This window comes from Paenibacillus sp. S33, assembly GCF_053615415.1.
On record NZ_JBSIEZ010000001.1, the window covers coordinates 1,992,886 to 2,017,930 of the forward strand.

The 25,045-nt window shown below is 45.2% G+C and carries 21 protein-coding genes and 1 pseudogene; 16 read left to right on the top strand and 6 right to left on the bottom strand.

Going from position 1 to position 25,045, the window contains the following annotated elements; all coding sequences use genetic code 11:
• Window positions 1-265 precede the first annotated feature (265 nt).
• The 6 genes from ACWGXJ_RS09480 to ACWGXJ_RS09505 all read left to right on the top strand — a co-directional run bounded on the left by ACWGXJ_RS09480 (window position 266) and on the right by ACWGXJ_RS09505 (window position 6,294).
• Window positions 266-2,374 carry a class I SAM-dependent methyltransferase gene (locus ACWGXJ_RS09480; RefSeq protein ID WP_452566621.1) on the top strand — a complete coding sequence of 703 codons (2,109 nt, stop codon included), beginning with the start codon at window positions 266-268 and terminating at the stop codon, window positions 2,372-2,374.
• Between the two features lie 90 nt (window positions 2,375-2,464).
• Complete coding sequence (locus ACWGXJ_RS09485) at window positions 2,465-3,004, top strand: GrpB family protein (RefSeq protein WP_452566622.1); 540 nt, start codon at window positions 2,465-2,467, stop codon at window positions 3,002-3,004.
• 22 nt (window positions 3,005-3,026) lie between these two features.
• On the top strand, window positions 3,027-3,680 hold the full coding sequence (locus ACWGXJ_RS09490) for a hypothetical protein (protein WP_452566623.1): 654 nt from the start codon (window positions 3,027-3,029) through the stop codon (window positions 3,678-3,680).
• A gap of 91 nt (window positions 3,681-3,771) precedes the next feature.
• Window positions 3,772-4,197 (top strand): VOC family protein, encoded by a 426-nt coding sequence (locus ACWGXJ_RS09495; protein ID WP_235308060.1) that lies wholly within the window; start codon window positions 3,772-3,774, stop codon window positions 4,195-4,197.
• A gap of 231 nt (window positions 4,198-4,428) precedes the next feature.
• Window positions 4,429-4,902 carry a MarR family transcriptional regulator gene (locus ACWGXJ_RS09500; RefSeq protein WP_235308061.1) on the top strand — a complete coding sequence of 158 codons (474 nt, stop codon included), beginning with the start codon at window positions 4,429-4,431 and terminating at the stop codon, window positions 4,900-4,902.
• Between the two features lie 156 nt (window positions 4,903-5,058).
• Entirely contained in the window at window positions 5,059-6,294 is a 1,236-nt protein-coding gene (locus ACWGXJ_RS09505; protein ID WP_250261769.1) for an MFS transporter, read from the top strand.
• 175 nt (window positions 6,295-6,469) lie between these two features.
• Here the strand turns inward: ACWGXJ_RS09505 and nrdF are convergent, their stop codons facing one another.
• The 3 genes from nrdF to nrdI form a co-directional block, all read right to left on the bottom strand.
• Window positions 6,470-7,435, bottom strand: a complete 966-nt coding sequence (gene nrdF, locus ACWGXJ_RS09510; RefSeq protein WP_029516760.1) for a class 1b ribonucleoside-diphosphate reductase subunit beta — start codon at window positions 7,433-7,435, stop codon at window positions 6,470-6,472.
• 216 nt (window positions 7,436-7,651) lie between these two features.
• Window positions 7,652-9,736: a class 1b ribonucleoside-diphosphate reductase subunit alpha gene (nrdE, locus tag ACWGXJ_RS09515; protein ID WP_061828561.1), complete on the bottom strand. Its 2,085-nt coding sequence runs from the start codon at window positions 9,734-9,736 to the stop codon at window positions 7,652-7,654.
• The gene (gene nrdI / locus ACWGXJ_RS09520; protein ID WP_016819181.1) at window positions 9,723-10,082 is read right to left on the bottom strand and encodes a class Ib ribonucleoside-diphosphate reductase assembly flavoprotein NrdI; all 360 of its coding nucleotides are present in this window, start codon (window positions 10,080-10,082) and stop codon (window positions 9,723-9,725) included. The genes nrdE and nrdI overlap by 14 nt, the downstream gene beginning before the upstream one ends.
• A 405-nt stretch (window positions 10,083-10,487) precedes the next feature.
• On the opposite strand from nrdI, the gene ACWGXJ_RS09525 reads away from it, so the two are divergent.
• From ACWGXJ_RS09525 to ACWGXJ_RS09535, 3 genes are read left to right on the top strand one after another with little or no spacing between them, the layout of a single operon-like run.
• Window positions 10,488-10,850: a DUF2500 domain-containing protein gene (locus tag ACWGXJ_RS09525; protein WP_061828689.1), complete on the top strand. Its 363-nt coding sequence runs from the start codon at window positions 10,488-10,490 to the stop codon at window positions 10,848-10,850.
• Between the two features lie 59 nt (window positions 10,851-10,909).
• A complete protein-coding gene (locus ACWGXJ_RS09530; protein ID WP_452566624.1) occupies window positions 10,910-11,485 on the top strand; it encodes a GNAT family N-acetyltransferase in 576 nt (191 codons plus the stop codon).
• Window positions 11,472-12,695 (top strand): MFS transporter, encoded by a 1,224-nt coding sequence (locus tag ACWGXJ_RS09535; protein WP_452566625.1) that lies wholly within the window; start codon window positions 11,472-11,474, stop codon window positions 12,693-12,695. Before ACWGXJ_RS09530 ends, ACWGXJ_RS09535 begins: the two co-directional genes overlap by 14 nt.
• Window positions 12,696-12,767: 72 nt before the next feature.
• Here ACWGXJ_RS09535 and ACWGXJ_RS09540 read toward each other — a convergent pair whose 3' ends face one another.
• On the bottom strand, window positions 12,768-14,459 hold the full coding sequence (locus ACWGXJ_RS09540) for an ABC transporter substrate-binding protein (RefSeq protein ID WP_452566626.1): 1,692 nt from the start codon (window positions 14,457-14,459) through the stop codon (window positions 12,768-12,770).
• Window positions 14,460-14,739: 280 nt separating this feature from the next.
• Here ACWGXJ_RS09540 and ACWGXJ_RS09545 point away from each other — a divergent pair, with 280 nt between their 5' ends.
• The 6 genes and pseudogenes from ACWGXJ_RS09545 (at window position 14,740) to ACWGXJ_RS09570 (ending at window position 21,040) form a co-directional block, all read left to right on the top strand.
• Complete coding sequence (locus ACWGXJ_RS09545) at window positions 14,740-15,807, top strand: LacI family DNA-binding transcriptional regulator (protein ID WP_250261767.1); 1,068 nt, start codon at window positions 14,740-14,742, stop codon at window positions 15,805-15,807.
• 204 nt (window positions 15,808-16,011) lie between these two features.
• On the top strand, window positions 16,012-18,564 hold the full coding sequence (locus tag ACWGXJ_RS09550; RefSeq protein WP_452566627.1) for a beta-mannosidase: 2,553 nt from the start codon (window positions 16,012-16,014) through the stop codon (window positions 18,562-18,564).
• Between the two features lie 141 nt (window positions 18,565-18,705).
• Window positions 18,706-19,061, top strand: a pseudogene (locus ACWGXJ_RS09555) (sugar phosphate isomerase/epimerase); the annotation flags it as partial.
• Window positions 19,062-19,374: 313 nt separating this feature from the next.
• The gene (locus ACWGXJ_RS09560) at window positions 19,375-20,115 is read left to right on the top strand and encodes a DUF1361 domain-containing protein (protein ID WP_414126229.1); all 741 of its coding nucleotides are present in this window, start codon (window positions 19,375-19,377) and stop codon (window positions 20,113-20,115) included.
• 64 nt (window positions 20,116-20,179) lie between these two features.
• Window positions 20,180-20,383, top strand: coding sequence for a YwbE family protein (locus ACWGXJ_RS09565; protein ID WP_039270088.1), 204 nt, complete (start codon window positions 20,180-20,182; stop codon window positions 20,381-20,383).
• A 24-nt stretch (window positions 20,384-20,407) separates the two neighbouring features.
• Window positions 20,408-21,040, top strand: coding sequence for a DUF2238 domain-containing protein (locus ACWGXJ_RS09570; RefSeq protein ID WP_452566628.1), 633 nt, complete (start codon window positions 20,408-20,410; stop codon window positions 21,038-21,040).
• A 56-nt stretch (window positions 21,041-21,096) separates the two neighbouring features.
• Here ACWGXJ_RS09570 and ACWGXJ_RS09575 read toward each other — a convergent pair whose 3' ends face one another.
• Both ACWGXJ_RS09575 and ACWGXJ_RS09580 read right to left on the bottom strand, forming a co-directional pair.
• Window positions 21,097-22,266 (bottom strand): glycosyltransferase family 4 protein, encoded by a 1,170-nt coding sequence (locus tag ACWGXJ_RS09575; RefSeq protein ID WP_452566629.1) that lies wholly within the window; start codon window positions 22,264-22,266, stop codon window positions 21,097-21,099.
• 93 nt (window positions 22,267-22,359) lie between these two features.
• Window positions 22,360-23,688, bottom strand: coding sequence for an MFS transporter (locus ACWGXJ_RS09580; protein ID WP_452566630.1), 1,329 nt, complete (start codon window positions 23,686-23,688; stop codon window positions 22,360-22,362).
• Between the two features lie 186 nt (window positions 23,689-23,874).
• Here ACWGXJ_RS09580 and ACWGXJ_RS09585 point away from each other — a divergent pair, with 186 nt between their 5' ends.
• Entirely contained in the window at window positions 23,875-24,906 is a 1,032-nt protein-coding gene (locus ACWGXJ_RS09585) for an FUSC family protein (protein WP_175405266.1), read from the top strand.
• Window positions 24,907-25,045 lie beyond the last annotated feature (139 nt).

The window sequence follows — 25,045 nt, forward strand, 5'->3', positions numbered from 1 at the left end:
ATCAATGAGATATCTTCGGCCTTAGGCTGGAAGGTATCTTTTTGCTTTTGGGAGGGAGAGACGTCTCGGAAACTATGGGAACTTTAAATCAGGTTATGTGAAGCCTAGAATATGTCAAGCGATTAATTGATACAAATGTTTAATATTTTCCACGAGATGGAAGCTACAAATGTATGGTAAAGTGTACTATATACAAGGTTTTATCCAAATATCCTATCCAAAGTCTCCTGTGCATACCGAATCCGAATCACACGAGGTGAGAAAAATGCTGCAATCGTTAAAAGCCATTGCTAATTACAGGAAAGAAAATGATCTGGCCTGGGATACACCGACTTGGCTAAAGCTGCTTGTTTCGGCTGAGGAGCGTATTGTAAATTTGGAACGCATTCGATCCATAGGTGAGTTAAAGGATGCCAATCCTGTGCTGGACTACGTGGAGCGCACGTTGCTTATTTTGGACGGACTTCCATTGTCATTCTGGGTTAAAGAGCTACTGGAGGATGTTTTGGTATGGTCTGAGACAGCCAAAGGAGGCACAGTCCGCGAACGGCTACGCTGGCAGCATGAGGGAATTAATTTATTTGTACATAATATCGGCTCCTCTCAACTGTATGTCAGACAGGCCCAAGCGGAGTCCCCTGCTTACCCGCGCAATAGCATGACCCGAATTCTGATTGAGACGCATGGATTGATTGGGCAATATATACGGGGAGAAATTCCTTTTGCGGAAAATCGACTGCTGCTTGAAATTACTCGTAAGGGCTGGCTGAGCCCTGAGGAACTGGAGCTTGTTTTACGGGCTCTGAACGAATGTATTATCGCCGGGGTAGAACCTGCATTATGGGACCAAGTACGCAGTGAAGTGGAGCAGCTGATCGGCTGGATTGCATGGGATAATGCACCTGTAGTCTGGAGTGTAAAGGAGCGACTGGAAAGATTACGGTCGGTTTCCATTCATGAAGGGGAGCCGTTCGAGCAGGCTTACACAGAACTAGAGCGGGAGTTGAATGTAGAGAAGGCGCTGGCTCCGTTGGAGAATCGGACACTTTGGTATGTAGAATCAGCTTTGCAGGATTTTTCACTTCAAGAACTGGTAAAGGTATTTTTACTCACATTGAGGGATGGCACAGGGCAGGAACAGCCTGCAACCGTTCGCCATATCAGTTTCGAATCGCTCATGAATACGATGTATTATGACTATCGTGGTGTCAAGAAAATTAACGTATATAAAAAACGAATGATAGAAAAATATTTAAGTGCACTGTCTTGGCAGGACATCTCAAAAGGAAAACGGAAGCATAATCCTCACTTAAGTGTGATCGTGGAGCATAAAGAGGAGCTGCCAAGTACTGTATTTTTTAATTTTGTATTTTCATCAGCTGCTGAAAAATTGATCGACTTTTGTATTGAGGCAGAAAAGACGCCTCTGTATGACAAAGCAGTCCTGCTGCTGTTTGATCTGTTCGGATTACGGCGTGATGCTTATGATCGCTTTCACAATGAGGAGACGTACCTTACAGATATGAACCAGACCGGAGATTTCAAAAGGGTCATTCTGGATTACGTGACTGGAACCCGTATACTGGATATCGGACCTGGCGGGGGCGTACTGCTGGACCTGATCGAGCAGGAAAGACCGGACTCGAAGCCGTTGGGTCTTGATATTTCTGTGAATGTGATTGAGGCTCTTAAACGTAAAAAGCAATTGGAGCACCGTCGTTGGGATGTCATCAAAGGTGATGCGCTCCGACTGGAAGAATTTGTGGAAACAGAAAGCATGGACACGGTTATTTTCTCTTCGATTCTTCACGAGCTGTATTCCTACATCGAACGAGATGGAAAAAGGTTCAACTCACAAACAGTGGAAGCTGCTTTGCAAAGCGCTTATCGTGTACTTGCACCCGGCGGACGCATTATCATTCGAGACGGTATTATGACCGAACCAGTAGAGCAGCGCAGACGAATTCGATTTTTGGAGCCTGACGGAATGGAATGGCTGATGCGGTATGCGCAAGATTTTGCGGGCCGCCACATTGAAATAGAGCGTGTGGGGGAGCATGAGGCTGTTTTGCCAGTAAATGATGCGATGGAATTTCTATATACCTATACATGGGGGGCGGAAGCCTATATACATGAAGTGCAGGAGCAGTTTGGTTATTTTACCCCGTCACAGTATGAAGAGCGTATTCGTAACACACTTGGACCACAAGCGATTATCAGGGTGAGCCGCCACTATTTACAGGAGGGCTATGCCGAGGCGCTGTCCAGCCGTGTTGAGTTCATGGATGAGCAGGGCCAGCGGGTTCCTTTGCCAGACAGCACCTGTCTGATCGTGATTGAGAAGCCGAATGATAGGGCTGGAATTGCTGAATGATTTTTAATTTGAACAAGAGAATGCCTTCTGATTTGTGCCAAGCACGATTAGAAGGCATTTTTTAGAAAGCTAGTGGAGGTGTGTTCATGTATGTCCTCGCAGGTGGAAATATCCGGGTATGACCCGCAGTGGGCTGAAGAGTATATGCGAGAGAAAAGGAAAATTGTAGAGGCTCTCAGAGATGTATGTGTTGGCATAGAGCATATCGGTAGTACGTCCGTTCCCGATCTGGGAGCCAAGCCTATTATTGATATTATGGTTGGAGTGGAGGAGTTGGCAAGTCTTCAATCCGAACATCGAGAGCGTCTACAAGGGTTTCAATATGAATATGTACATAAGCCTGATTTTCCAGAGAGAGCTTTCTTTCGCCGTGGAGAATGGGGAGCTGGGACTCATCACTTGCATATTTACAAGTATAAAGATGAGCATTGGGAAAACCATCTATTGTTCAGAGATTACTTAAAAGCGCATCCTGATAGCCTGCAAGCGTATGATACTTTAAAAAAAGATTTGGCGTACCCATTCAGATATGACCGTGCAGCGTATACCGAAGCCAAAGGACCATTCATTCGGCAGGTGGTTGAGCGGGCGAAGCTTGAAAGATATAGGCAGGGACAGATGAATTCTTAGTACGCATGGACAAAGTGGAGGTATGATGAAGAATATGATGCTTGATGCACAGGTAACGCCGAATGGTTTAAAAGAGAGAATGATGCTGCTGTCAACGCTGGATATTATATTGTCTCCAGAAGATTGGTTACGCACGTATCGTATGCAGTCTGAATGGTCTGGTGATGTGTGCCTAGGTGAGGTGAACAACGGCGCTGGAGATACGATTCATATGCTATGGACGTGTGGAGGTGTGCTGTTGAAGGGTTTTGACCACGAATCCCCTGTAAGTCCTCATGCGAGAGACGAATATGAGGTCTGGCCGGGCATGTATGACGGTGTGCCTGATGATATGATGGAGCTTTTGGAAGATGAAGCACTGGAGAAGGAGGACGTTACCTTTTGTATGTGGAGGGAAGCGGGAGATAAGGAGTGGAGTAAGGGCAACACGAACTTTCCTGAGGGATATGACGATGGCTCATCCTTTTTGCTGGGGAAAATTATAGTTACACCGGAGGAATATCAGGATTGGGCTGAAAGTTACTATGAGTTGCCGATTTCTCTAGGAGTGGTAAGCCAGATTTTCAACGGCGTTCCGATCACTGCACAGATGATCTCTGCGCTTCATCCACAGCGTAACGTTACGGAAGCGATAAAGGAGCTAAAGCAGCTTGGCGTTCAAGTGCATGAAAGCTAAGAATACAGATTTGTTTTTCTTGACAAGTTTTGTATATAATACAGGAGAAATGCTGGGTTAATCACCTCGAATTAAAGGAGCTGTGTTGAAGATGTCCAAACGTTTGATTCCTTACATCACGATGGATGGAAATGCAAAAGAAGCAATCGAATTTTATAAAGAGGCATTGGATGCTCAACTGCTTTTTATTCAAACCTTTGGAGAAATGCCGGAAAACCCCGATTTTCCCATTCCCGCAGAGGTCAAGGAACGTGTGGGACATGCTACCCTTAAAGTGGGTGAGACAGAGCTCATGTTTTCTGATACCTTTCCCGGATCACCGTTTAGCAGTGGGAATCAGGTGAGCATCTGTATTACAACCGATAGTGTGGAGCAAGCTCAAAAAATGTTTGATGCTCTACAGCAAGGAGGACAGGTGGGAATGCCTTTGCAGGAAACCCATTTTAGTCCAGCTTATGGGAATGTAACAGACAAGTTTGGTGTCACCTTTCAAATGTTCACAGAGGCTCGGTCTTAAGAAATGGAAAACGGCTCGATTCCGCTACTTTAGCGATCTGGCCGTTTTTTTGCGTGTATGTCCTCGTCTGAAGAATAAATATACATACAGCATGGGGAGTGATATCTTTTTTACCCTGCTTGCCGTTTAGTAGATTAGGTTTATTTACTGAATGCTTAGACGCTTGTTGAAATAGAAACAAAAATATATTATATTATGTTGTTAATGCACCAACGGGTGGGAGGACAGGCCATGAACAAAGAAGAACAGGTCATGATGGGGTTCAGGGACTTATATAACAAGATGGTGTGGCTTAATAAGGATAAGATGGAAGACAGTCTTAAGGGTTATAAGTCTTCTGAAGTCCATTGCATCGAATACATTGAAAGAAATGTAGATTCCAACGTGACAAAACTTGCGGAGTCCCTTTATATGACTAGCGGTGCCATAAGTAAAATAACTAAGAAGCTCATAAAAAAAGGCATTATCGAAAGCTACCAGAAGCCGGATAACAAGAAAGAAATCTATTTTCGGCTTACGGAGCAAGGGAAAGTAATCTATAAAATCCATGAGGACTTGCATAAAGAGTTTCAAGAGCGAGATAAAGCCGTGTTTGAACAGGTAACCGAGGAACAATTTGATAGTATGCTTAGCTTCGTGGAAAAGTATAATAGGCATTTGGATGCGGAAATAAAGAAACAGGGTATAGATATTAAGTCGGAATAAATCTGAATAATGAAAATCAAATCACAGGCAGCCGGGCTCTATTGAGAACAGGCAGCCTTTTTTTTTGCTATTATTTTGTTGCCGAGGAAGCAAAATTGTGATACGATGTTTTTGCTTCCAAGGAAATAAAAACATAGCCTTTGAGGGGAGAATTTAATGTTCAAATTTAGATCACACAATGAACAGAACACAGAACAAACCGTAGATAAACACGCTTTAATATTCGGTCTTATCTCTGTGTTTCTTTGCGGAATAGGCTTCAGTATCATAGCACCTGTCGTCCCTTTCTTAGTACAGCCTTATATAAGCAATCCGGGAGAACAAGCTATCGTTGTCACGCTGCTGACTTCTGTTTATGCCTTCTGCGTGTTTTTTGCGGCCCCCGTGCTTGGAGCTCTGAGTGACAAATATGGCCGTCGTCCATTGCTCTTAGTATGCCTTTTGGGTTCCGCAATCGGGTACTTGGTTTTTGGCATAGGAGGAGCTCTATGGGTACTATTTGCGGGACGCATAATAGAGGGTATAACAGGTGGGAGCATAAGCACGATCTTCGCCTATTTTGCAGACATCATTCCTACAGAACAGAGAACTAAATACTTTGGATGGGTGAGTGCGGTTGTAGGTGTAGGTACCGTCATTGGCCCAACTGTAGGCGGGTTACTTGCCAAGTTTGGTTATTCTGTACCCATGTATTTTGGAGCAATTATAACTTTAGTGAATGTTATATATGGATTCTTTTTTATGCCTGAGAGCCTTGACAAGAAACATAGACTGAAAGAAATTACTTTTGTAAGACTTAATCCATTCATACAGCTTGCAAACCTGCTTTCCATGAAAAACTTAAACAGGCTACTTATCTCGGCGTTCTTACTTTGGATACCCAACGGATCTTTACAGGCCGTTTTTTCACAATTTACAATGGATACTTTTAGTTGGAAGCCTGCACTAATCGGACTTATGTTCTCAATTATGGGTGTCCAAGACATTATCTCACAAGGTTTCATCATGCCAAAGCTTTTGAGAAAACTTAGTGATAAACAGATAGCCATTCTTGGAATGGTTTCGGAGATTATAGGCTATAGTCTTATTGCGCTATCTGCTTTGTTCTCATTCTATCCTCTTTTTATCGCTGGAATGTTTATATTTGGTTTTGGTGATTCAGTCTTTGGGCCTTCATTCAATGGGATGCTCTCCAAGTCTGTTGATTCTAGTGAACAAGGAAGGATTCAAGGAGGTAGTCAATCTATTCAGGCTTTAGCAAGAATGATGGGGCCTATCATTGGAGGTCAAATCTATGTATCACTTGGTCATGCCGCACCCGCTTTTATGGGTATGATTCTTATAGCAGTGGCCATACCAGTTTTATATAAGAGAACGCATGTGAATATGTAAACTACTGCTCGAAGCTTTCCGGAACCACCTGCATAGCAGGTAGTTTTAAGAAAATAATAGGGTTTCAGAACTTAGGAACAAGTTCTGAAACCCTATTATTTTACAGTCTGAGCCATCCGCATGCGGACGGCTCTTCATAGTATCACCTTGCTAAATTAATTTCACGTATTTGTACTTATACGCCAAAATTAAAATCATCATCTGTCAGCGGCTCTACATTCATCGCCCGCACATAGCCGTTTCCTTTTTTAGAAAAGAAATCATGCTGCTTAGTGTGAGTGCTGATGCCGTTGAATACAATGGGATTAACTTCCTCTTCTTCAAACAGTGGATCAAAGCCCAAGTTCATCATGGCCTTGTTGGCGTTGTAGCGCAAAAAGACTTTCACATCGTCTACGAGTCCAATAGGAGTGTAAATTTGCTCGGTGTATTGTTCCTCGTTATTGTGCAAGTAGCGCAACAAGCCTACCAGTGTCTGGTAAAGATCACGTTGTTCTTCCTCATCCAATTCTGCATAAATCTCCTGTGCCAGTACACCTACGTACACACCGTGAATACTTTCGTCCCGTAGGATCAAATCGATAATTTCTCCACTGCATGTCAACTTGCCCTGGCCCGCCAGATAAAGAGGGTAGAAGAAGCCGCTATAAAATAAATAGCTTTCTAACAGCACCGACGCTGCCATCGCGAGATACAGGTCTTTCGGTGTGTGGATATTCATATAATACTGACGAATGGTTTCTGCCTTGGTTTGGAGATGTGGATTTTCTTCCACCCAGCGGAATACGCCGTCAATTTCTTCCGTGGAAGCTAGCGTTGTAAAGATGCTACTGTACGACTTGGCATGAATTTGTTCCATCATCGCCATAAAGCTTAGTACAGCTTTGCGCTGTAGTCCGTCCACATGCTCCATAATTTGCGGCATACCCACGCCGCCTTGAATGGTATCCAGTAGCGTCAAGCCGCCCAGCACCTTCATGTAGGCTTCTTTTTCGATATCACTGAGGGTTACCCAGGACATTTTATCGTCAGACAACGGGATTTCATCATCCGTCCAAAATTGCATAATGTTCTGGTTCCAGAACATCAGTGTGAAATCATCGTCCGAGCGATTCCAGTTTACAGCTTGTATACCTGTCATTGTTAGCATTCTCCCTTCAGCTTGTGAGATTCCCTGGAAACACACATTGAAATAGTGCAGGCGAATCATCGTATGCTTGACATACGGAAGCTGTATCCGCGAGGGTCTGTCCAGTCCCGAAAAGGTCTGAACCACACGCTGGATACAGCTTCTAATGCAAAGCATCTATATCTATTCAAAATCTAATTTTTATACTACAGCTTGTTACCTTATACTTTAGATGGAGCAGGTGAGGCACTCTTCCACAGACAGCTTTTTGGTGCGTGTGTAGTATAACGATTTAAGTCCTTTGTGTGCAGCGTACAGATAGCAACGTGCTAACTGACGCGTAGTCACGTCACTGTTCACATGAAGCACGGTCGAAATTCCTTGGTCCACGTGCGGCTGGATTTCTGCAATCAGATCAAGCACTTTGAACTGGTCCATTTGATAAGCAGATTTATAGAAGAACACGTTATCCTTTTGCAAATAAGGCATTGGATAGTAGGTCGTCGAATTGGCATAGGTACGGGTTTCAATCTGCTCAACAATCGGCATGACGCTGGATGTTGCATTTTGAATGTACGAAATGCTAGCAGTCGGCGCAATCGCCATCCGATAGGCGTGGTACAGACCATTTTTCATCACATCTGCTTTTAATTTGTCCCAGTCCGCTGAAGTCGGAACATAGATGTCTTTGAACAACTCTTGTACACGTGCAGTTGTTGGTCGATAATCTGTGTTCAGGTATCGGTCAAAATATACGCCTGTCGCATAATCCGATTCCTCAAATCCATAAAAGCTTTGTCCAGCTGCTTTCGCGATTTCCATACTTTTTTCGATGGAATGATAGTTCATCGTCATGAAGAAGGTACGGACAAAGTCCTTCGCTTCATTGCTTTCATACGCAATTTTGTTCTTGGCAAGATAGCCGTGCAGATTCATAACACCCAGTCCGACGGAGTGCATTTCACGGTTTGCTTTCGCAACACCTGGTGCATTAGCTACTTGGGTCATATCGCTGACTGAGGTGAGCGCGATCATACCCTCGTGAACGGATTCGCGGATTTTGCCATGTTCCATCACATTTACAATGTTCAGAGAAGCCAGATTACAGCTCACGTCCCGGCGGATGGTATCCTGTTGGCCGTAATCTGTAATTTCGGAAGTTTCCTGCAACTGGAAGATTTCCGTGCATAGGTTCGACATCTTGACTTGACCCACGTTTTTAAGAGCATGTGCCTGGTTCGCGTTACTTTTGTTCATGATATATGGATAACCAGACTCCAACTGAATCATGGCAATTTTCGTCAGCATGTCACGTGCGCTCATCGCTATTTTTTTCTTCACCCGATCGTCAGCGAGCAACGTGTCGTACATTTCATCCAAATCCATGTCGTCCAGATGCGTTCCATAGGCTTTGAACACACTGTAAGGAGCAAATACATGCAGCGGTTCATTATCTTGAGCCAGCTTGTAAAAGCGGTTTGGCACCAGCAATCCAATAGAAAGTGTCTTGAGACGTACTCTTTCGTCAGCATTGATCTTTTTGCTATCCAGGAACTCAAGCACGTCCCATCCGAAAATGTTGTAATAGGCTGCCCCAGAGCCTTTACGTTGTCCCATTTGATCCGCATAGGAGAAGCCGTCTTCCATCAGCTTCAGCACAGGCATAATGCCTTTTGCTGCGCCTTCTACGCCTTTAATCGCTTCGCCGCGTGCCCGCAGTTTCGACAGGTTGACCGCAACACCGCCCCCGATTTTGGACAACTGCATGCAGGTGTTCAGCACATAGTTGATTGAGTTCAGGGAGTCGTCCATTTCGAGCAGGAAGCAGGATACCAATTCCCCACGGCGGCTTTTGCCTGCATTCAGGAAGGTTGGTGTTGCTGGCTGGAGGCGTTGCTCCATCATCGAGCGGGACAACAGGCGTGCCGTATCGGCATTACCGCGTCCTAAATGCAGCGCGACAGCAGCAACCCGGTCAGGGTAATGTTCCAGATAGACTTTCCGGTCGTTACTCTTCATTGCATAGTCGGTGTAAAACTTGGATGCTGCCATATAGGAAGGAAATTTAAAATTATAGCTATGAGTGATATGGAAAATATCATTAATTTCGTCAGCCGTGTAGCTGTTATAGAAATTTTCGTAATAATCATTCTCAATCATATACAGCACTTGAGCGGCTGTGTCAGCAAACTTCAAACTCCGTTCCTGAACTTCCTTCATAAACTCTGCTACAGCCTCTTGGTCTTTTTCCAATTGGAAAAAGCCGTCTGTATCGCGTTTCATCAACATGTTGTTCAATTCAATATGCCGCAACTCGGCTCACCTCCTGTTTAAAACGCTCTACATCTCCGAACGTTCCAGATAATTCAAATTTACTAATCACGGGGACATTATAATGATCGGCAATCAAATCCGCACTTTTGGCAAATTTCTCACCCCAGTTACGGTTGCCGCTTGCAGCTACACCAACAAGGTTTTGAGCATTCTTTTTCAAAAAGGAAGATACCCTCTCAGGTATCTGCCCAAACCCAGTTGTATATGTAATAAGTACGTAAGGTTCTTCTATAGTCATTTGCTCCTCGATCTGAACCGCTGGAAGCTTGAGCTTGTTTATAAATCTTTTTACATTGCCGGTCTTCGAATCATATGCAATCAGCATGGTATGCAACCTCCTTAAACAATTAACGAAAAAAGAAAACGCATTGCCTGGGATCTATTATAGATGGAATCCCTTGCTGGCTGCGCCATTTAAGATTTTGACTCTATATTTACATGTATTTTCATACCTGTATCTTCAAGATATCGGGCATAAATACGTTTTTTACACTATATTTAGAGTACATTTTCTATTTTATATCTATATATAGTTTTGTCAATCGGTCTAGAGGGGATCAGAGGACCCAGATCGGGTATAAGTCCAAGCGGGGTGCGGAAAAGAGCGAAAGAACTTTTTTTTCGTAAGTATGTTAAAAAAGTATTGGAGTTTTTGAGGGTGAAGATGTACGATTTGTCAATGGGCAATAGAATGGAAAATTTACATTTTACTGTAGAAAGGATGAAGCGAATGGGAAGTGATTTTATGGAATTTCAATCGTTTAATACAATCTTTTTTATCGTATTTGGACTCATTGCTTTTGTAATGATTATGGGAATTGTCAAAACGATAGGAGCGGGCCTGTCCAATCAAGCAGCCGAACGGGTACAACGTTCATGTAAGGTTGTGGATAAACGGACGAGAGTGCGTGGGGGATCAGGCGATTTTTCAGCTTCGACATATTATTATATCACCTTTGAGTTTGACGGGGGTGAACGTATGGAGCTGGAGGTGAAGGATACAGACTTTGGTATGATTGTGATCGGGGATCGTGGGGAGCTTCATTATAAAGGTACACGTTTTCTGGAGTTTGTGAGAGTAATGGAAGCGTAAAGGTGTTGGCGGCGAGTTAGTATTGCCAAAACAAATACATAATTGGAGGGAAGATTACGATGCCGCATATCATTGGAAAACGAATAGTATTGAGAGAATACCGTCAAGAAGATATACCAGCTATCCGAAAATGGGTCAATGACCCGGAAATCACACGTGGTTTAAGCGACGTGTTTATCTACCCGCATTCACAGGTGAATAGCGAATCCTTTGTGCAGATGATGATTGACGGCAACCCCGAGATCAAAGGTTTTGTCATTGCGCATAAAGACACACTGGACTATATCGGACAACTGGATTTATTCAAAATCAACTGGGTGAATCGGCACGCCACCCTTGGTGTTGTGATCGGGCGTGACGGCGATCTGGGCAAAGGTTACGGACGGGAAGCGATCCGGTTGTTACAAAAATTCGCATTTCATACGCTGAATCTGCATCGGCTGGAGTTGGAGGTCTATGCGTTCAATGAACGTGCACACCGTTGCTATCTGGCCTGCGGCTTCAAGGAAGAAGGTCGGCTGCGGGAAAAGCTATTCAGGGAAGGGCAATACTATGACATTATTCAGATGGGGATTTTGCGAAGTGAATATAAGGCTGAGAGCAAGCGACGGAGTCCTGAGAGTGCAACCTCATAAGCTATTTTACTCCGTCAGCTTTCTTCAATTTTTTATGAGTGAAATCACGGGGACTACGCTCATCCTATTTCTATTAGCTAAAGGACTTTCTCTGCAAAGTGCGAACTTCTTACTGGTTGTATTTTTTGTAAGTATTTTTTTGTTTGAGATACCCACAGGGGCGATTGCAGACAAGTATGGCAGAAAAATTTCTGTTATTTTGGGACTTTGCTGTTTTTTAGTCTACAGTGTGTTGTTCGTTTGGACAGATCATATCGGGGTGCTTGTGTTCGCGCAAGTTTTTGGGGGTCTGGCTATATGTTTACAATCAGGTTCGTTAGAATCCTGGGTTGTGGAAAACAGTGATAAGCCCATGGAAGTTCTTTTTACAACCTCTAACAGTATACAGTACATTTCGGGATTTATTTGTGGTCTGTTGGGGGCCTTTCTCGCAACCTATAACTATTCACTTCCATGGGCAGTCAGTATTTTATCTATTATTGTATGCATTTTTCTATGTTCCTTTTATATGGATGAGGAGAATGTTGCTCATCGAAAGACGTCTACTACTCGCATTAAAACGATTATCGGAGAAAGCGTCCGTATCGGTTTTGAAAATAAGTCCATCTGGATTGTGTTTATGATTGGTTTATTTATCAGCTTTTCGAACTCAGCGGGGAATACATTTCAACAGCCACGTCTGGTTGGCCTTTCCGAACAAGGAATTTGGATTATGGGGTTTATCAAGGCAGGCTATTCACTATGTATGACTTTGGGAAGTTATCTGGTTCGAAAGCTAGGCGCACGATACAGTGATGTACATATACTCATGTATGCTTGCGGCATGATAGGGGTATGGCTCATTTTAGCTGGTGCGTTCAACACATTTTATCCTGTATTGCTTACCTTTTTGATCTATGAAATTGGACGCGGCATGTACCCGGTTGCCAAACAAATTTTTCTGAACAAAAGAATCTCTAATGAGTATCGTTCTACACTACTATCTCTGGATTCTGCGATTTCACAATTAGGCATGTGCGTAGGTTTAATCGTGACAGGGATCATCAGTCGTAATTTTACGGATTTGTCTTCCGATCAAACACCTATTCAAATATCTTGGGTGATGTGTGGCGGGATTGCGTTGATTCCAATCATTTTATTGTTTTACGTCCATCGTGTTTCAGGGAAAAGTAATTCTTGGAAAGAAAAAGAAACCAAACAGAATATTTAATGTAAAAGTTAATGTAGAAGGGCTGAACAGCATGGTCTGTCAGCCCTATAATATTTCATTAAAAAGCAAACCTTATTTTTCACCGTACCACAGTTTCAGCCGATTTTGGATTAGGCCAGTATAGATTTCTTCAGCCTTTGGCACACCTGCCTGATCCAGCTCTTGGAGCATGCGGTCATACACAGCGTCGAACTGATCTGGCTTGGCGAGTACAGCCTCAGGAATCCGTTTGCGTACAATGTCCTGCGACTTTTGATAAATAACATTGTAATTCGTATCGGTCGGAACAGGCATGTTGTAGGCAGCACCCCACTCTTTTACCGGAAAATCCTTTTCGTTCGGAAACAGGTCTTTCCACGTCTGGGCTTTGTATGCCTGAAGGGACTCTTTTTCGGCTTGACTATAATTTTCGGTAATCATCTCTGGATAATTGGTTGTGTAATAGTTGCCAGAAGGGTCCTTCACGCTATCGCCATAATGTGGCCCCCATATCCAGTACAAACCGATTCCTGACTCTCTGCTAAAAGAAGCGTTATCGGTGTTTTTACGTTGTTGCACATCCGCCGGAATGACTCGTTTGCCGTTCTCTACGTTGTAATGCTGGCCTTCAATTCCCCAATTGCGTAAAATTTGTCCTTCGTCGGAGGCCAGAAAATCCAGAAACTTGATAGCTCGCACCGGATTTTCGCATGAGGTTGTAATTCCGATCCCGGATGCAGTATCGAAGCCAATGGGCTGGAGGGAATGGTCCTCGTATTTTTCATTTAAAGTGACTGGAAAATGGGCGTAAGTGAATTCATCCTTACCTGCTGCCTTGAGCGCATTTTCGGCATCTTGGTAGTTCCATTCCTGATCAATGAGTCCGATGACACGGCCTGCGGCGATTTTGGACTTGTACTGATCACTTTTTTGCACAAATGTATCCTTATCCAACAGTCCTTCATTGTACATATGGTTCAACCAACGGAAATATTCACGTTCCTCTGGGCGCTTGTAGTGAAGAATGGCTTTGTGTGTTTTAGGATCAATATAATATTCGCCATCGTCGGGTCCACCTGTAGCAGTAACAGCCGGGTTTGTCACCGTAATTTGAATTTTCCAGTCTTCGGCATCGAGTGATAGGGGGATGGTAGGCTGGCCATTGGTGGTAGGATATTTGGCGACATAATCTTTAAGTGCTTTTTCAAAATCTTGAACGGTGCGGATTTTAGGGTATCCAAGCTTCTTAAGTGCCTGATGCTGGATTTCGAAGCCAGCTTGTGCATCAAACGCGATGTGATCCACACCCAAATTGGTCGGGATCGTGTAAATGGCTGGATCTTCACTACTATATTTAATACGATTAAAATAGTCTCCATACACTTTCTTAATGTTAGGGCCGTATTTGTCAATGAGGTCGGTTAAGTCAATGAGTGCCCCGGCGTCGACCATTTTTCCAATGTCTCCTTTGGGGTACACGAGATCTGGATACTCTCCGCTTGCTGCCATTAAAGCAAACTTTTCCTCGCCTCGACCATTGACAGCATGTTCGGCATTTAGCGTAACACCCGTTTTCTTGATAATTTCCTGCCCGACAGCATCCTTCATGTTGTTCCAGTTAGAGCTGGAATCACCGCCAAAGAAAGTAAGAGTAATGGGACTGGTGTCATTAGGATCTTCCTTTTCTGCCTTACCGTCTGTTCCATTCGCGCAGCCCGTTGTAACGAGCAGCAGCAAAGACAGGAGTAGAATGGAACTCTGTCGTACCGACCTGTTCATGAACATTTGCAAATCCCCCTTAATAAGTATGATTTACACAATGTAAGTGCTTTCAATAGTAAATTGTAGGAAATAAAGAACCTCACGTCAAGTAATTTATAATTGCTTGTTATGCGGTTTGTTTTTTTATTAAGCAAACATATTTTGGTGCAGGGTGTGGATTTGTACAAATCAATCATTTGATGATCTAAAACAAAGTATGCTACGATGGTACCAGTTTATAGGTACACCCGTGTATTAGAAAGATTAAGGTAGAAAAAGATTCCGAATAGGGTTGGGTGAGAAGATGCGTGGAAAAGTAACGTTGCAAGAAATTGCGGATGCGGCGGGCGTTTCAAAGTTCGCTGTTTCGCGTGCACTGTCAGGCAAACCCGGTGTAAGTGAAGAGACAAGGGCGGTTCTGGTCAAGCTTGCCGCCCAGATGGGCTATTTTCGCAGTCATCCCAAAATCACAGGGGTAGAGCCTCGGGACACAGATACCAGAGAATGGTCGGGTACCGTGCTAGTGTTATTTCCGAATATTAGGTACCAGAACAGGGAATCTAGGTACTGGGGACCTGTATTTGAAGGGATTTCCGAGCGTCTGAACCGTAAGGGTATGGATATGATCACGTTAACGGAGCCCTCGACTGAAGACATGTTTTCTTTACTGAATCCAGAGTCGATTAAAGGAATTATCACGGTAGGGACGATTTCAACTTCATTGTTGCTGAACATTTATCGGATGGGTATTCCGGTCGTTATGGTAGATCATTGGGATTCTGCATTTTTAAGTGATACGGTGTTTACAGATAATCGCACATGCATGAGTGAATTAATGAAGGACTTGCTGTGTAGGGGCTATACCCGCTTTCAGTTTGTAGGTCATATTGATGACGCTCACAGTTTCTACGAACGCTGGGAAGCATGTCGATCCACACTGGAAATGAGCGGAGTAGAATTGCGGCAGATTAAAGCTCTTCTTCACAGGGGAGCGCAAGCGCTTGCTGAGGAAATGGAAAAGTTGTCCGAGGACGAACTGCCTGAGGTTTTTGTATGTGCTAATGATGTGACTGCTGCGCAAGTCGTGGATGTTCTGAAAGAAAAGGGGATTGACGTTCCGAGGCGTTGCGGAGTGACCGGGTTTGACGATACGAATGAACAAATGCCGATTTATGCCACGGTGAGAGTGGATAAGGAATTGCTGGGAATGCGTGCAGTGGACCAGTTGTTATGGCGCATAACGAACCCGAACTCGCCTGTCGAGAAAAAGTTGCTACATGCTGAGCTATTCGTACGGGAAGTTCATGCACCCCGGATCAGTCGGGAAAATGATGACCGTGAGCGTCCCATCAGCACAATCACATATAGTTAATGTCCAGATACGTGTTATGACACCATACACCGTGAAGACGAAGGAGGTCGCTTTTAGCCTGTTAGGGGCAGAGGGCGACTTTTATTTTGTATTTTGTCATTTGTTCTAAAAAACAATTGACTATTTTGTTAGCTTAATGTTATTTTTGTTATGTTACTGACGAATCCAGATGTTCCCAATCATGCTTATAGGAGGCTTGTGACGATGGTTAATGTGATAGGGTTGGATGGCTGGAGGTTTAGGGAAGCACAAAGTGATGAGTGGCTCAGCGCGAAAGTGCCGGGTTGTGTGCATACTGATCTTTTACGGCATGGCAAAATTCCTGATCCGTTTATCGGTATGAACGAGATGGAGGTACAGTGGATTGATAAGCAGGATTGGATATATGAAGCCCATTTTGAGATAAATGCAGATCAGCTTCAATGTCAATGTGTAGAGTTGGTGTTGGAAGGTCTGGACACATACGCGAATGTAAAAGTGAATGGCCAATATGTCTTGTCAGCCAATAATATGTTTCGGGTATGGAGACAGGATGTGAAGGCAATTGTTCAGCAAGGGGAAAATCGGCTGGAAATCAGTTTTCGTTCTCCGATTGCTGAAGATGTACCCAAGCTGGAAAGCTTAGGTTATGGACTCCCTGCACCCAATGATCAGTCCGAGATCGGTGGTTTGTCCGACAAAAAGGTAAGCGTTTTCGCGCGTAAGGCTCCCTACCACTATGGTTGGGACTGGGGACCGAGGCTGGTGACGAGCGGTATCTGGAGAGAGGTCCGGATCGAGGCGTGGTCCGGTCTAATCGTGAGAGACTTGTTTATTCGACAGGACGAGGTGAATTCGGTAGGGGCTAAACTCATGGCAGTGGTAGAGATCGAAAATGCAGATGAGATTAGAGATGCCGAGTTGCGTATTTCCGCTGACGGGAAGGTGTGGTCCAAGCCGGTACGGCTGCTGAAGGGGAAGCAGACGGTCGAGCTGGAGCTGGAGATGAAGAAGCCGAAGCTGTGGTGGTGCCGTGGGCTGGGGGAGCCGCATTTATATACGTTTGTGGCCGAATTGGTGGAGCAAGAACAAGGAGCTGTAATCGCGGAAAAATCAGTAAAAACGGGACTGCGTTCCATCCGTCTTGTACGTGAACGGGATGCAGCAGGAGAGAGCTTTTATTTTGAGCTGAACGGAATCCCTGTGTTTGCAAAAGGGGCTAACCATATTCCGAATGACAGCTTTGTCACTGAAGTTACGATGGAACGATATCGGTATGAAATTGCCAGTGCAGCTGCCTCGAATATGAATATGCTGCGGGTGTGGGGTGGCGGTATTTATGAACAAGACATATTTTATGAGCTTTGTGATGAATACGGTTTGCTCGTGTGGCAAGATTTTATGTTCGCCTGCAGTATGTACCCGGGGAATGAGGATTTTATGGACAATGTGGCACAGGAATCCGAGGACAATATTAAACGGCTGCGTCATCATCCCTGCATTGCCTTATGGTGCGGCAACAATGAGATCGATTCTGCATGGGCGCATTATGAAGAGAATGGAGGCTGGGGCTGGAAAAAGGACTACACACCTGAGCAACGGGAACGCCTATGGAATGATTATGAAACACTCTTTCATCGGATTCTACCGGAGGCGGTACACACCTGGTCTGCGCAGACAGCCTATTGGCCCTCCTCCCCGCTGATTGACCTGACCAGAGATCGGAACCAGCATGCCCATCGGTCTTCAACTGCAGGTGATATTCATTATTGGGGTGTATGGCACGCGTCTGAGCCGTTTGAGAATTATCATGTCCATGTGGGTCGTTTTATGAGTGAATATGGTTTTCAGTCCTTTCCTGAATACAAGTCTGTTCGTACTTATGCGGAAGAGAAGGATTTGGAGCTGGAATCTGAGGTGATGCTGGCACATCAGAAGAACGATGCGGGCAATCGTCTGATTAAAGAATATATGGAGCGGTACATGCGAGAGCCAAAGGATTTTACATGTTTTCTTCACATGAGCCAAATTTTACAGGCAGAAGCAATGAAAGCAGCTATAGAGGCGCATCGTCGTCACAAGCCCTATTGCATGGGAACATTATACTGGCAAATGAATGACTGCTGGCCCGTTGCCTCCTGGTCGAGTATGGACTATTTTGGTCGTTGGAAGGCGCTCCAATATACGGCTAAGCGCAGCTTTGCTGATGTGCTGTTGAGTGCAACCGATACAGAACAGGGGAATAAGGCCCTGCATCTAGTCAACGATACACTAGAGCCGATATCAGGTACGCTGCGGCTGACTCTTTTGCATATCCGTAGCAGCCAGGCAATTCATGAAGAGAACGTTAAGGTAAAGCAACCAGCAGGCGGTGCAGGAATTGTACATATACTGCCTATCGACAAATGGCTGAGTGGCCTGAACCGTGCGGAGCATATGCTGGTCGCGCGTCTAACGCAGAATGGTGAACAGGTGGCCTCTGGTGAAATTTATTTTGCAGACACGAAAGAGATGGATTTACCGCAGGCAAAAATTGAAGTGACAGAGATTCAGGGAAGCGGGGGCAGCAGATTCATGCTGTGTTCGGATGTACTTGCTAGGCACGTGTGGCTATCGGCAGAGCAGGAAGGTATTTTCAGCGACAATCATCTGGATCTGGCTCCTGGTATTCCAAAAACAGTGGGATTTTTGGCCATGCGCAACGGTTCATCAGCATTTGTGACAGCTGCGCCGGGTACATTGACAGTACATTCGTTGGTCAATTGGATACAAGGTTAGACAACAGTAAAAGCTTATCCGTCTTTAAGTAGATGATGGATAAGCTTCTTTTATAATATAAATTTGTTTTATGATATGTAGAGCGTCTTCATAATGTTAATATACATAACAAAAGGGAACTTGGGAGTTAAGTGATAACAGATCATTTATAAGAAATCTATTTATTTAGCCTCTAACTGTTGGAATATAAAAAAGCATACGGTCGGCCGAGAACTTGTAGAGGAAATCCGTCAGTTGGGCTTTAGCAGGGTGGAGCTGAACTATAACATTACCCGGGAAATGCTAACGACAATTGAACCTATGATTGAGCGGGGAACAATGGCATATCGAGTGTGCACAATACATTTCCTCATACACCAGATCCGGATTACGGCACGAATTCCGTTCTGCTCGGGTTTGACGATGAAAGCAAGCGACAACGTGTGATAGAGCTGCTGGTGCAATCTGTGGAATATGCGCATCATTATGGAGCAAAAGCGGTAATTGTGCATCCCGGACGCCGGATGGCGAATGGACGGGGTTAGTGACGAAATTTATAATGCCGTTAGCGATATTACGCTAATTCATGCTGCCCGAATATTAAAACTACCGGAGCTACGCCTTTACCTGTGAGTGAAGTCTAAAACACAGTAAGCATCTATTTTTCGGGGATGAAGTCCATTCCCGGAGAACGGATGTTTTTTTGTGTTCATTGATGCAGAGGTAGAGCGCTTCCATTGAGCTTGAAGCCATTGTGGTGTACACTGTCCAGAACAGGTGTAAATTGGAACGTCAGGAAGGCAGGACGGTTACAAGGAGGGAAAGACACATATGTATGCCCGTTTAAGATCGTTAAATTATCCACTAAAACTCTATGTTTTTTTAGCACTGGCCTTATGCTCCGTAATCAGTACATTGTGGATCATTAACGTGCGACTGCCCTCAGGGGGCCGCCCTTATCTTTTTATTTGGTGGAATATGATGTTGGCCTGGATTCCTATGCTGTTGACGTTACTGCTTGATGTAATGTACAGCTCGTGGAGGCGGGGAACGAGGACATTTTTACTCTGGGTTACGGGGGCGGCATGGCTTTTCTTTTATCCCAATACACCCTATTTGATCACAGATTTGCTGCATGTATTCGCCAGATATCCATTTCTCGGGGAGCAACGTTTCTGGGGCAATCCGTACTTTTGGAATCATGTACTGGGAATGCTGCTGGTAGCCGTACTTGGCCTGGCAATGGGTTTTGTATCGCTCGAATCCGTACGACAGTTGGTACAACGTGCACGTGGTGGGCTTGTTAGTTGGCTGTTTATGCTGGCGGTACTCTTGTTGAGCAGCCTGGGTATTTACATTGGCCGTTTCTTTCGAGGGAACACATGGGATATTGTTTCTGCGCCCTCTCAACTGTATGCACAGGTATCTTCCATATGGGCAGACTCCTTGCAACGTACTCATTTTGTGGAGTTTAGTGGGATGCTATTCGTCATTTTGCTCGTCAGCTATGTATCCACGATGTGCGTAGTCTGGATGGGGAACAACCGCCAGGACGAATGGCGTCGCTGGTGATTTGATTGCAGCTGAGTGGCTGAATATCATCAAAAAATGTAAAATCAAAGGAGGAGTAGCTACAATGAACGGACAGAATCGATCCGATATCCGCGCTGGTCTTCAGGTGGATATTGTGCTTAAAAAGGATCAGTCTACTGGTAAGTTGACGCGAGGAACGGTGAAAGATATTTTGACCAATTCCCCGCGTCATCCGCATGGAATCAAAGTGCGTTTGGCAGACGGACAGGTTGGGCGTGTCAAACATATCGTAACGAACGAAGGATAGAGCTTTGGGTGAGGAGGAATGAAGATGAATCAGGCAACGGCATGGTCTAAAAATGATCGCTACCCGCTTGTTTTACTTGTATTGCTGGCGCTTGCCCTCATTTGGTCTTTAATTCGCCCGGCGGATTACTTTACATGGGTACTGGAAGTTCTCCCGGCAGTTTTGGGAGCTGTGCTGCTGGCGGCTTTGTACCGTAGATTTCGCTTTACCAATCTGGTATACACCCTAATCTGGCTGCACGCATTGATCTTGATTGTCGGTGGACATTATACCTATGCCGAAATGCCACTGTTCAACTGGATTCGGGATACGTTCGGACTGGAGCGCAATTATTATGATCGACTTGGGCATTTTGTACAAGGTTTTGTACCTGCACTCATTACCAGGGAAGTGCTGTTGCGTAAAACGGCCTTGGGAAGCGGGAGCTGGCTCACTTTCCTCACGGTTAGTGTGTGTCTTGCGATCAGCGCTGTGTACGAGCTGATTGAGTTTGCTGTAGCCAAGGCAACCGGAACGGCAGCAGAAGCCTTTTTGGGCACACAGGGAGATGTATGGGATACCCAATGGGATATGCTTCTTGCGTTCATCGGCGCCTTGACCGCAGTGATTTTGTTGAGTGGGGTACATAACAAGCTGCTGAAGCAATTAAGGTATTAGCAGAATTTATTTAACCCGCCACTATCATGCTATCTGAAATTGCCTGTTTTTGAAGGCTACATTCGCGTCATGGGACGGCTGTCGAGGTGTAGGGTTGCTGCGTCCATGTAGCTGTCCAGTAACCGTTCAAAAATACGGTCCCATGTCTGGTCCAGGCTGTAGGCTCTACCAGCTCTGGACATAGCATCGCGAAGTGAGGCATCCTCGTACAACAGCTGTACAGCTTTGGCAAAGGCAGTGGCGTCCCCAGCAGGACACAATAGCCCTGTTTTTCCATGGATTAGATTATCTTTTACCCCGCCTTCATTGGCACCGACCACAGGTGTACCGCTCGCCATAGCCTCCAGTACAACATTGCCGAAGGTTTCCGTGGTGGAAGGGAAGAGGAATACGTCGGCTGCGGCGTAGAGTTCAGCTAATTCCGGCCCTTTCACAAAACCAAGCCAGTGGACTGCATGCTCCGGCACCCCTAGATCCGCTGCAGTTTTGACCTTATACAATGGACCATCTCCTGCAATGACCAGCACAGAGGCTGCGCGGACGTCGTCGGGTAACTGGAGATAGGAATCCAGTAACGTGTCTATCCCCTTTTCCGGTGCAAGCCTGCCTACATACAAAATAACAAATGCATCTGCATGAACGCCCCATTTCTTCCATACTGCATTCCGGTCCACCTTTGGTTGAAATCGGTCAGTATCAATGCCTCTACTCCAGATTTCGAGCTGTCCCATTCCTTTATGGCGCAACAATTCCATGGTTGATTGAGAAGGGACATATACTCTTTCGCAATGTCTGTGAAACCAGAGCATGTATTTCCATAACGCAGGTTCAAGCCAGCGAAGCTTGTAATATTCGAGGTATTTATCAAAATGGGTGTGATATGAGGCGACGAGTGGAATATGGTGTTTGGCTGCGTAGCTTGTTCCATACAGGCCAAGGTTAAACGGAGTAGCGACATGAATCAAATGCGGGGAAAAGGCTGACAGACGCTCGTTGATCTGTTTGGCGTTGGGGATCGCAAGTCTGCATTCCCGGTACAACAAAAAGGGAATACTCCGAAATCGCTCTACACCCGGCCCAGAAGGCAGATGATGGTCTGCCTCCGGTGCGAAGACGAGCGTAGATACTCCATGTGTCTCCAGATAGCCAATCCATCGTTCCAGGGTCAGAGCAGCGCCATTCACGTCAGGCGTATACGTGTCCGTAAATAATGCAACTCGAAGCATGCCTTCATTCCTCCTCCGCCATTCTCATTTATCCTATGACGTTCCAGGGGAGTCCGCTTGGAGGCTCCGGCTTTTATTGTGTCATGATTTTGTTTACGGGCTTGCCGGGTTTTGTAAAAGCTGGCCCGCGGACGGGCGCTTTTCTCGGAACATTCTGTAATAGACGAGGGAGGACAAAATATAGAAAACACCTGTCATGCTAAATGTGATGGCATAGCCCCAGTAGTTGCCATATGTTGTAACCAAATAGGCTTGTACAGGTCCCATACCTGCGGTGCCTAGCATCCAGGTCGTCTGGAGAATGGAGTTGGCAATGCCGCGATTTTTATCTGACACACGTTCGACGAGAATGGCGGTCTGCAGCGGATTGGCTGCATTCATTAGCGCTTGCCTGAATAGAAAGCTGATGGAAGCGATCCATAGCACATTCGTAAAGCCTGTAATGAGAAGGAAGGGTAGCGAAAGCAGTTGGAAGCCAACTACAGCTCTGACCAGTCCAATCCGGCTGCCGAGGGTAGGCCCGATCAACATGGAGAGGATGGTCATAAGCTGGCCGAGTGCAATCAGTAAACTCATTGCGCTGAGCGATACGGAGAAGCGGTTCGTAAAATACAAATTAAGATACGGGATGACCAGACCTGAACCTAACCCAAGAAAAAACTGGGCAAGAACAAATTGTCCAATAACCCGGCGATCAGAAGCAGCAGCAGGCGTCTCCAAGGCAGGGATATCGGATGTACTGTGCGGTGTATGTACTTGTTCTGTTTCTGTATGAGGTGAAGATTCGGCAGGAGCTGGTGCTTCTAAGGTTGCCGTAGTTTTTGTGATGAACAATAGAGGAATAAAAGCAGTCAATGTTGCCATTCCTCCAAGGAACAGAGCAACCCGCAGACTGGATAGCGGTGTGATTCCCCACGTCTGTAGCCCATCTGCGAGTACGCCACCCCCGAAGCTGCCCAGGACTTGAGCTGCCAGTACAAGAGCTGAGTAATAGCTGAATATTTTTAAGCGCTGGGATTTACTAATGCTTTCCGCTAAAAAAGGCACAGCCAGCACCTGAATAAAGGCGGCGAATACACCTGAGATTACGGCAAATACCAACATGCTTCCGCTGGTATCTGTAAGGGTACGGGCGAGAAAGGCCAGGCCGCTGAATAATGCGCCGATGACCAGCATATTTTTGCGGCTCGTCCGATCCCCCAAAAATCCGACCGGAATGAACAGCAACGCCGTCGCCAGAGCCTGCATGCTGACCACCCGGCCGTTCATATCATCATCAAAGCCAAGCCCTTGGATATACAGGTTATACAGTACAGAAAACATTCCCGTGCCCATCTGGTACAACAGATTGGCCATAAAAAACAATCGGATATTACGCGGCCACTTTCGGGGCTCTTCTAACATTTTGCTAATCCATGGCACGATGAGTTCCTCCTGTGACGTGTTGCAAATAAGTTAATACTGTTGATATGTATTCTAGCAGGAACTGTACATTTCATAAATATTCCTGATCTCCGATTGTTTTGGGTAATAATAAAGCATGGACTTTACATTGAATTTTCATTATAGTAATTCGGTATGGATAAATTTGAAAGGTAAGCAGGAGGGATGGCTTTGGCTTTTGGAGCACGGGTGTTAAAAACGGGAATCGCAGTGACGCTCGCCCTTTTTCTGAGCACGCTTTTGAACACCCATTCGCCTGTGGGGGCAGCGATAGCCGCTATTTTTGCCATGCAACCGTCGATATATAGGTCGTGGCGTTATTTTCTGGATCAACTCCAAACAAGCACACTCGGTGCAATCATGGCGTTGCTGGGCGGAATGGTATTTTCGAATGAGCCGATTGCAGTTGGACTGGTATGTGTATTGGTACTTATGATATGTCTGAAAATAAATATGGCTGATACGGTTGGATTGACACTCGTGACCGTTGTTTCTGTAATGGAAGCCTCAGGGGACTGGAAATTTGCGGTGACCCGCTTTGCGCTCACTTTGATTGGGATTGTGTCTGCTTTTGTCATCAATGTTAGTGTTTTTCCCCCGAAACCGAAAAGGCAGTTTATTAATCAGATTCAAAATGTATTTAACAGCATGTCCTTGCTGCTGCGTACTGCCATTTCCGATGAGATTAAGGAGTCTGTCTTCAAAGAGGAAAAAGGAAATCTGGAGGGAGCCATTAAATCGCTGTCGGACAAATATCATTTGTTCGAGGAAGAGCAGAAGAAGCTCAAGCGCTCCAAGTTTAGTCAAACAAGACAAATGGTAGTATACAAACAAATGCTCGGAAGTTTACACAAAGGATATGAGGTACTGGATGCAGTGGAAAGACACTACTTCCAGTCTTTACGGCCAAAAGGAACGGATGCTTTTTTTGACAGTCATCTGGAGCTGCTGATTCGTTTTCACGAGCATGCTCTACTGAAATTCGAAAACAAGCTAAAACCGAATGAGGACGAAAGTGAATTGTTTCAGCAAGCCAACGGCGAATTTATGAAGCATGCGATTACACGTTTTGACCATTGTCAGGAAGGAATGCTGCGGCTGTCCATTGTGGCTGCGGCGATGTACGACTATGGTCATCAGCTGGAGAGGTTGAGCAGACTGGCCGATCATATTCATCCTGTAGAAGAGAGCAGATAGGCGAATTTCCTAAAGAAAAGCGACCGCATTCATCAATCAGATGGACGGTCGCTTTTTTATGTAATGAATTCAAGTATGTAAGAACAGGTTAATAGAAGGTTGCCAGAACGCACAAAAAAAGCCCGCTGGTTGCGAACAG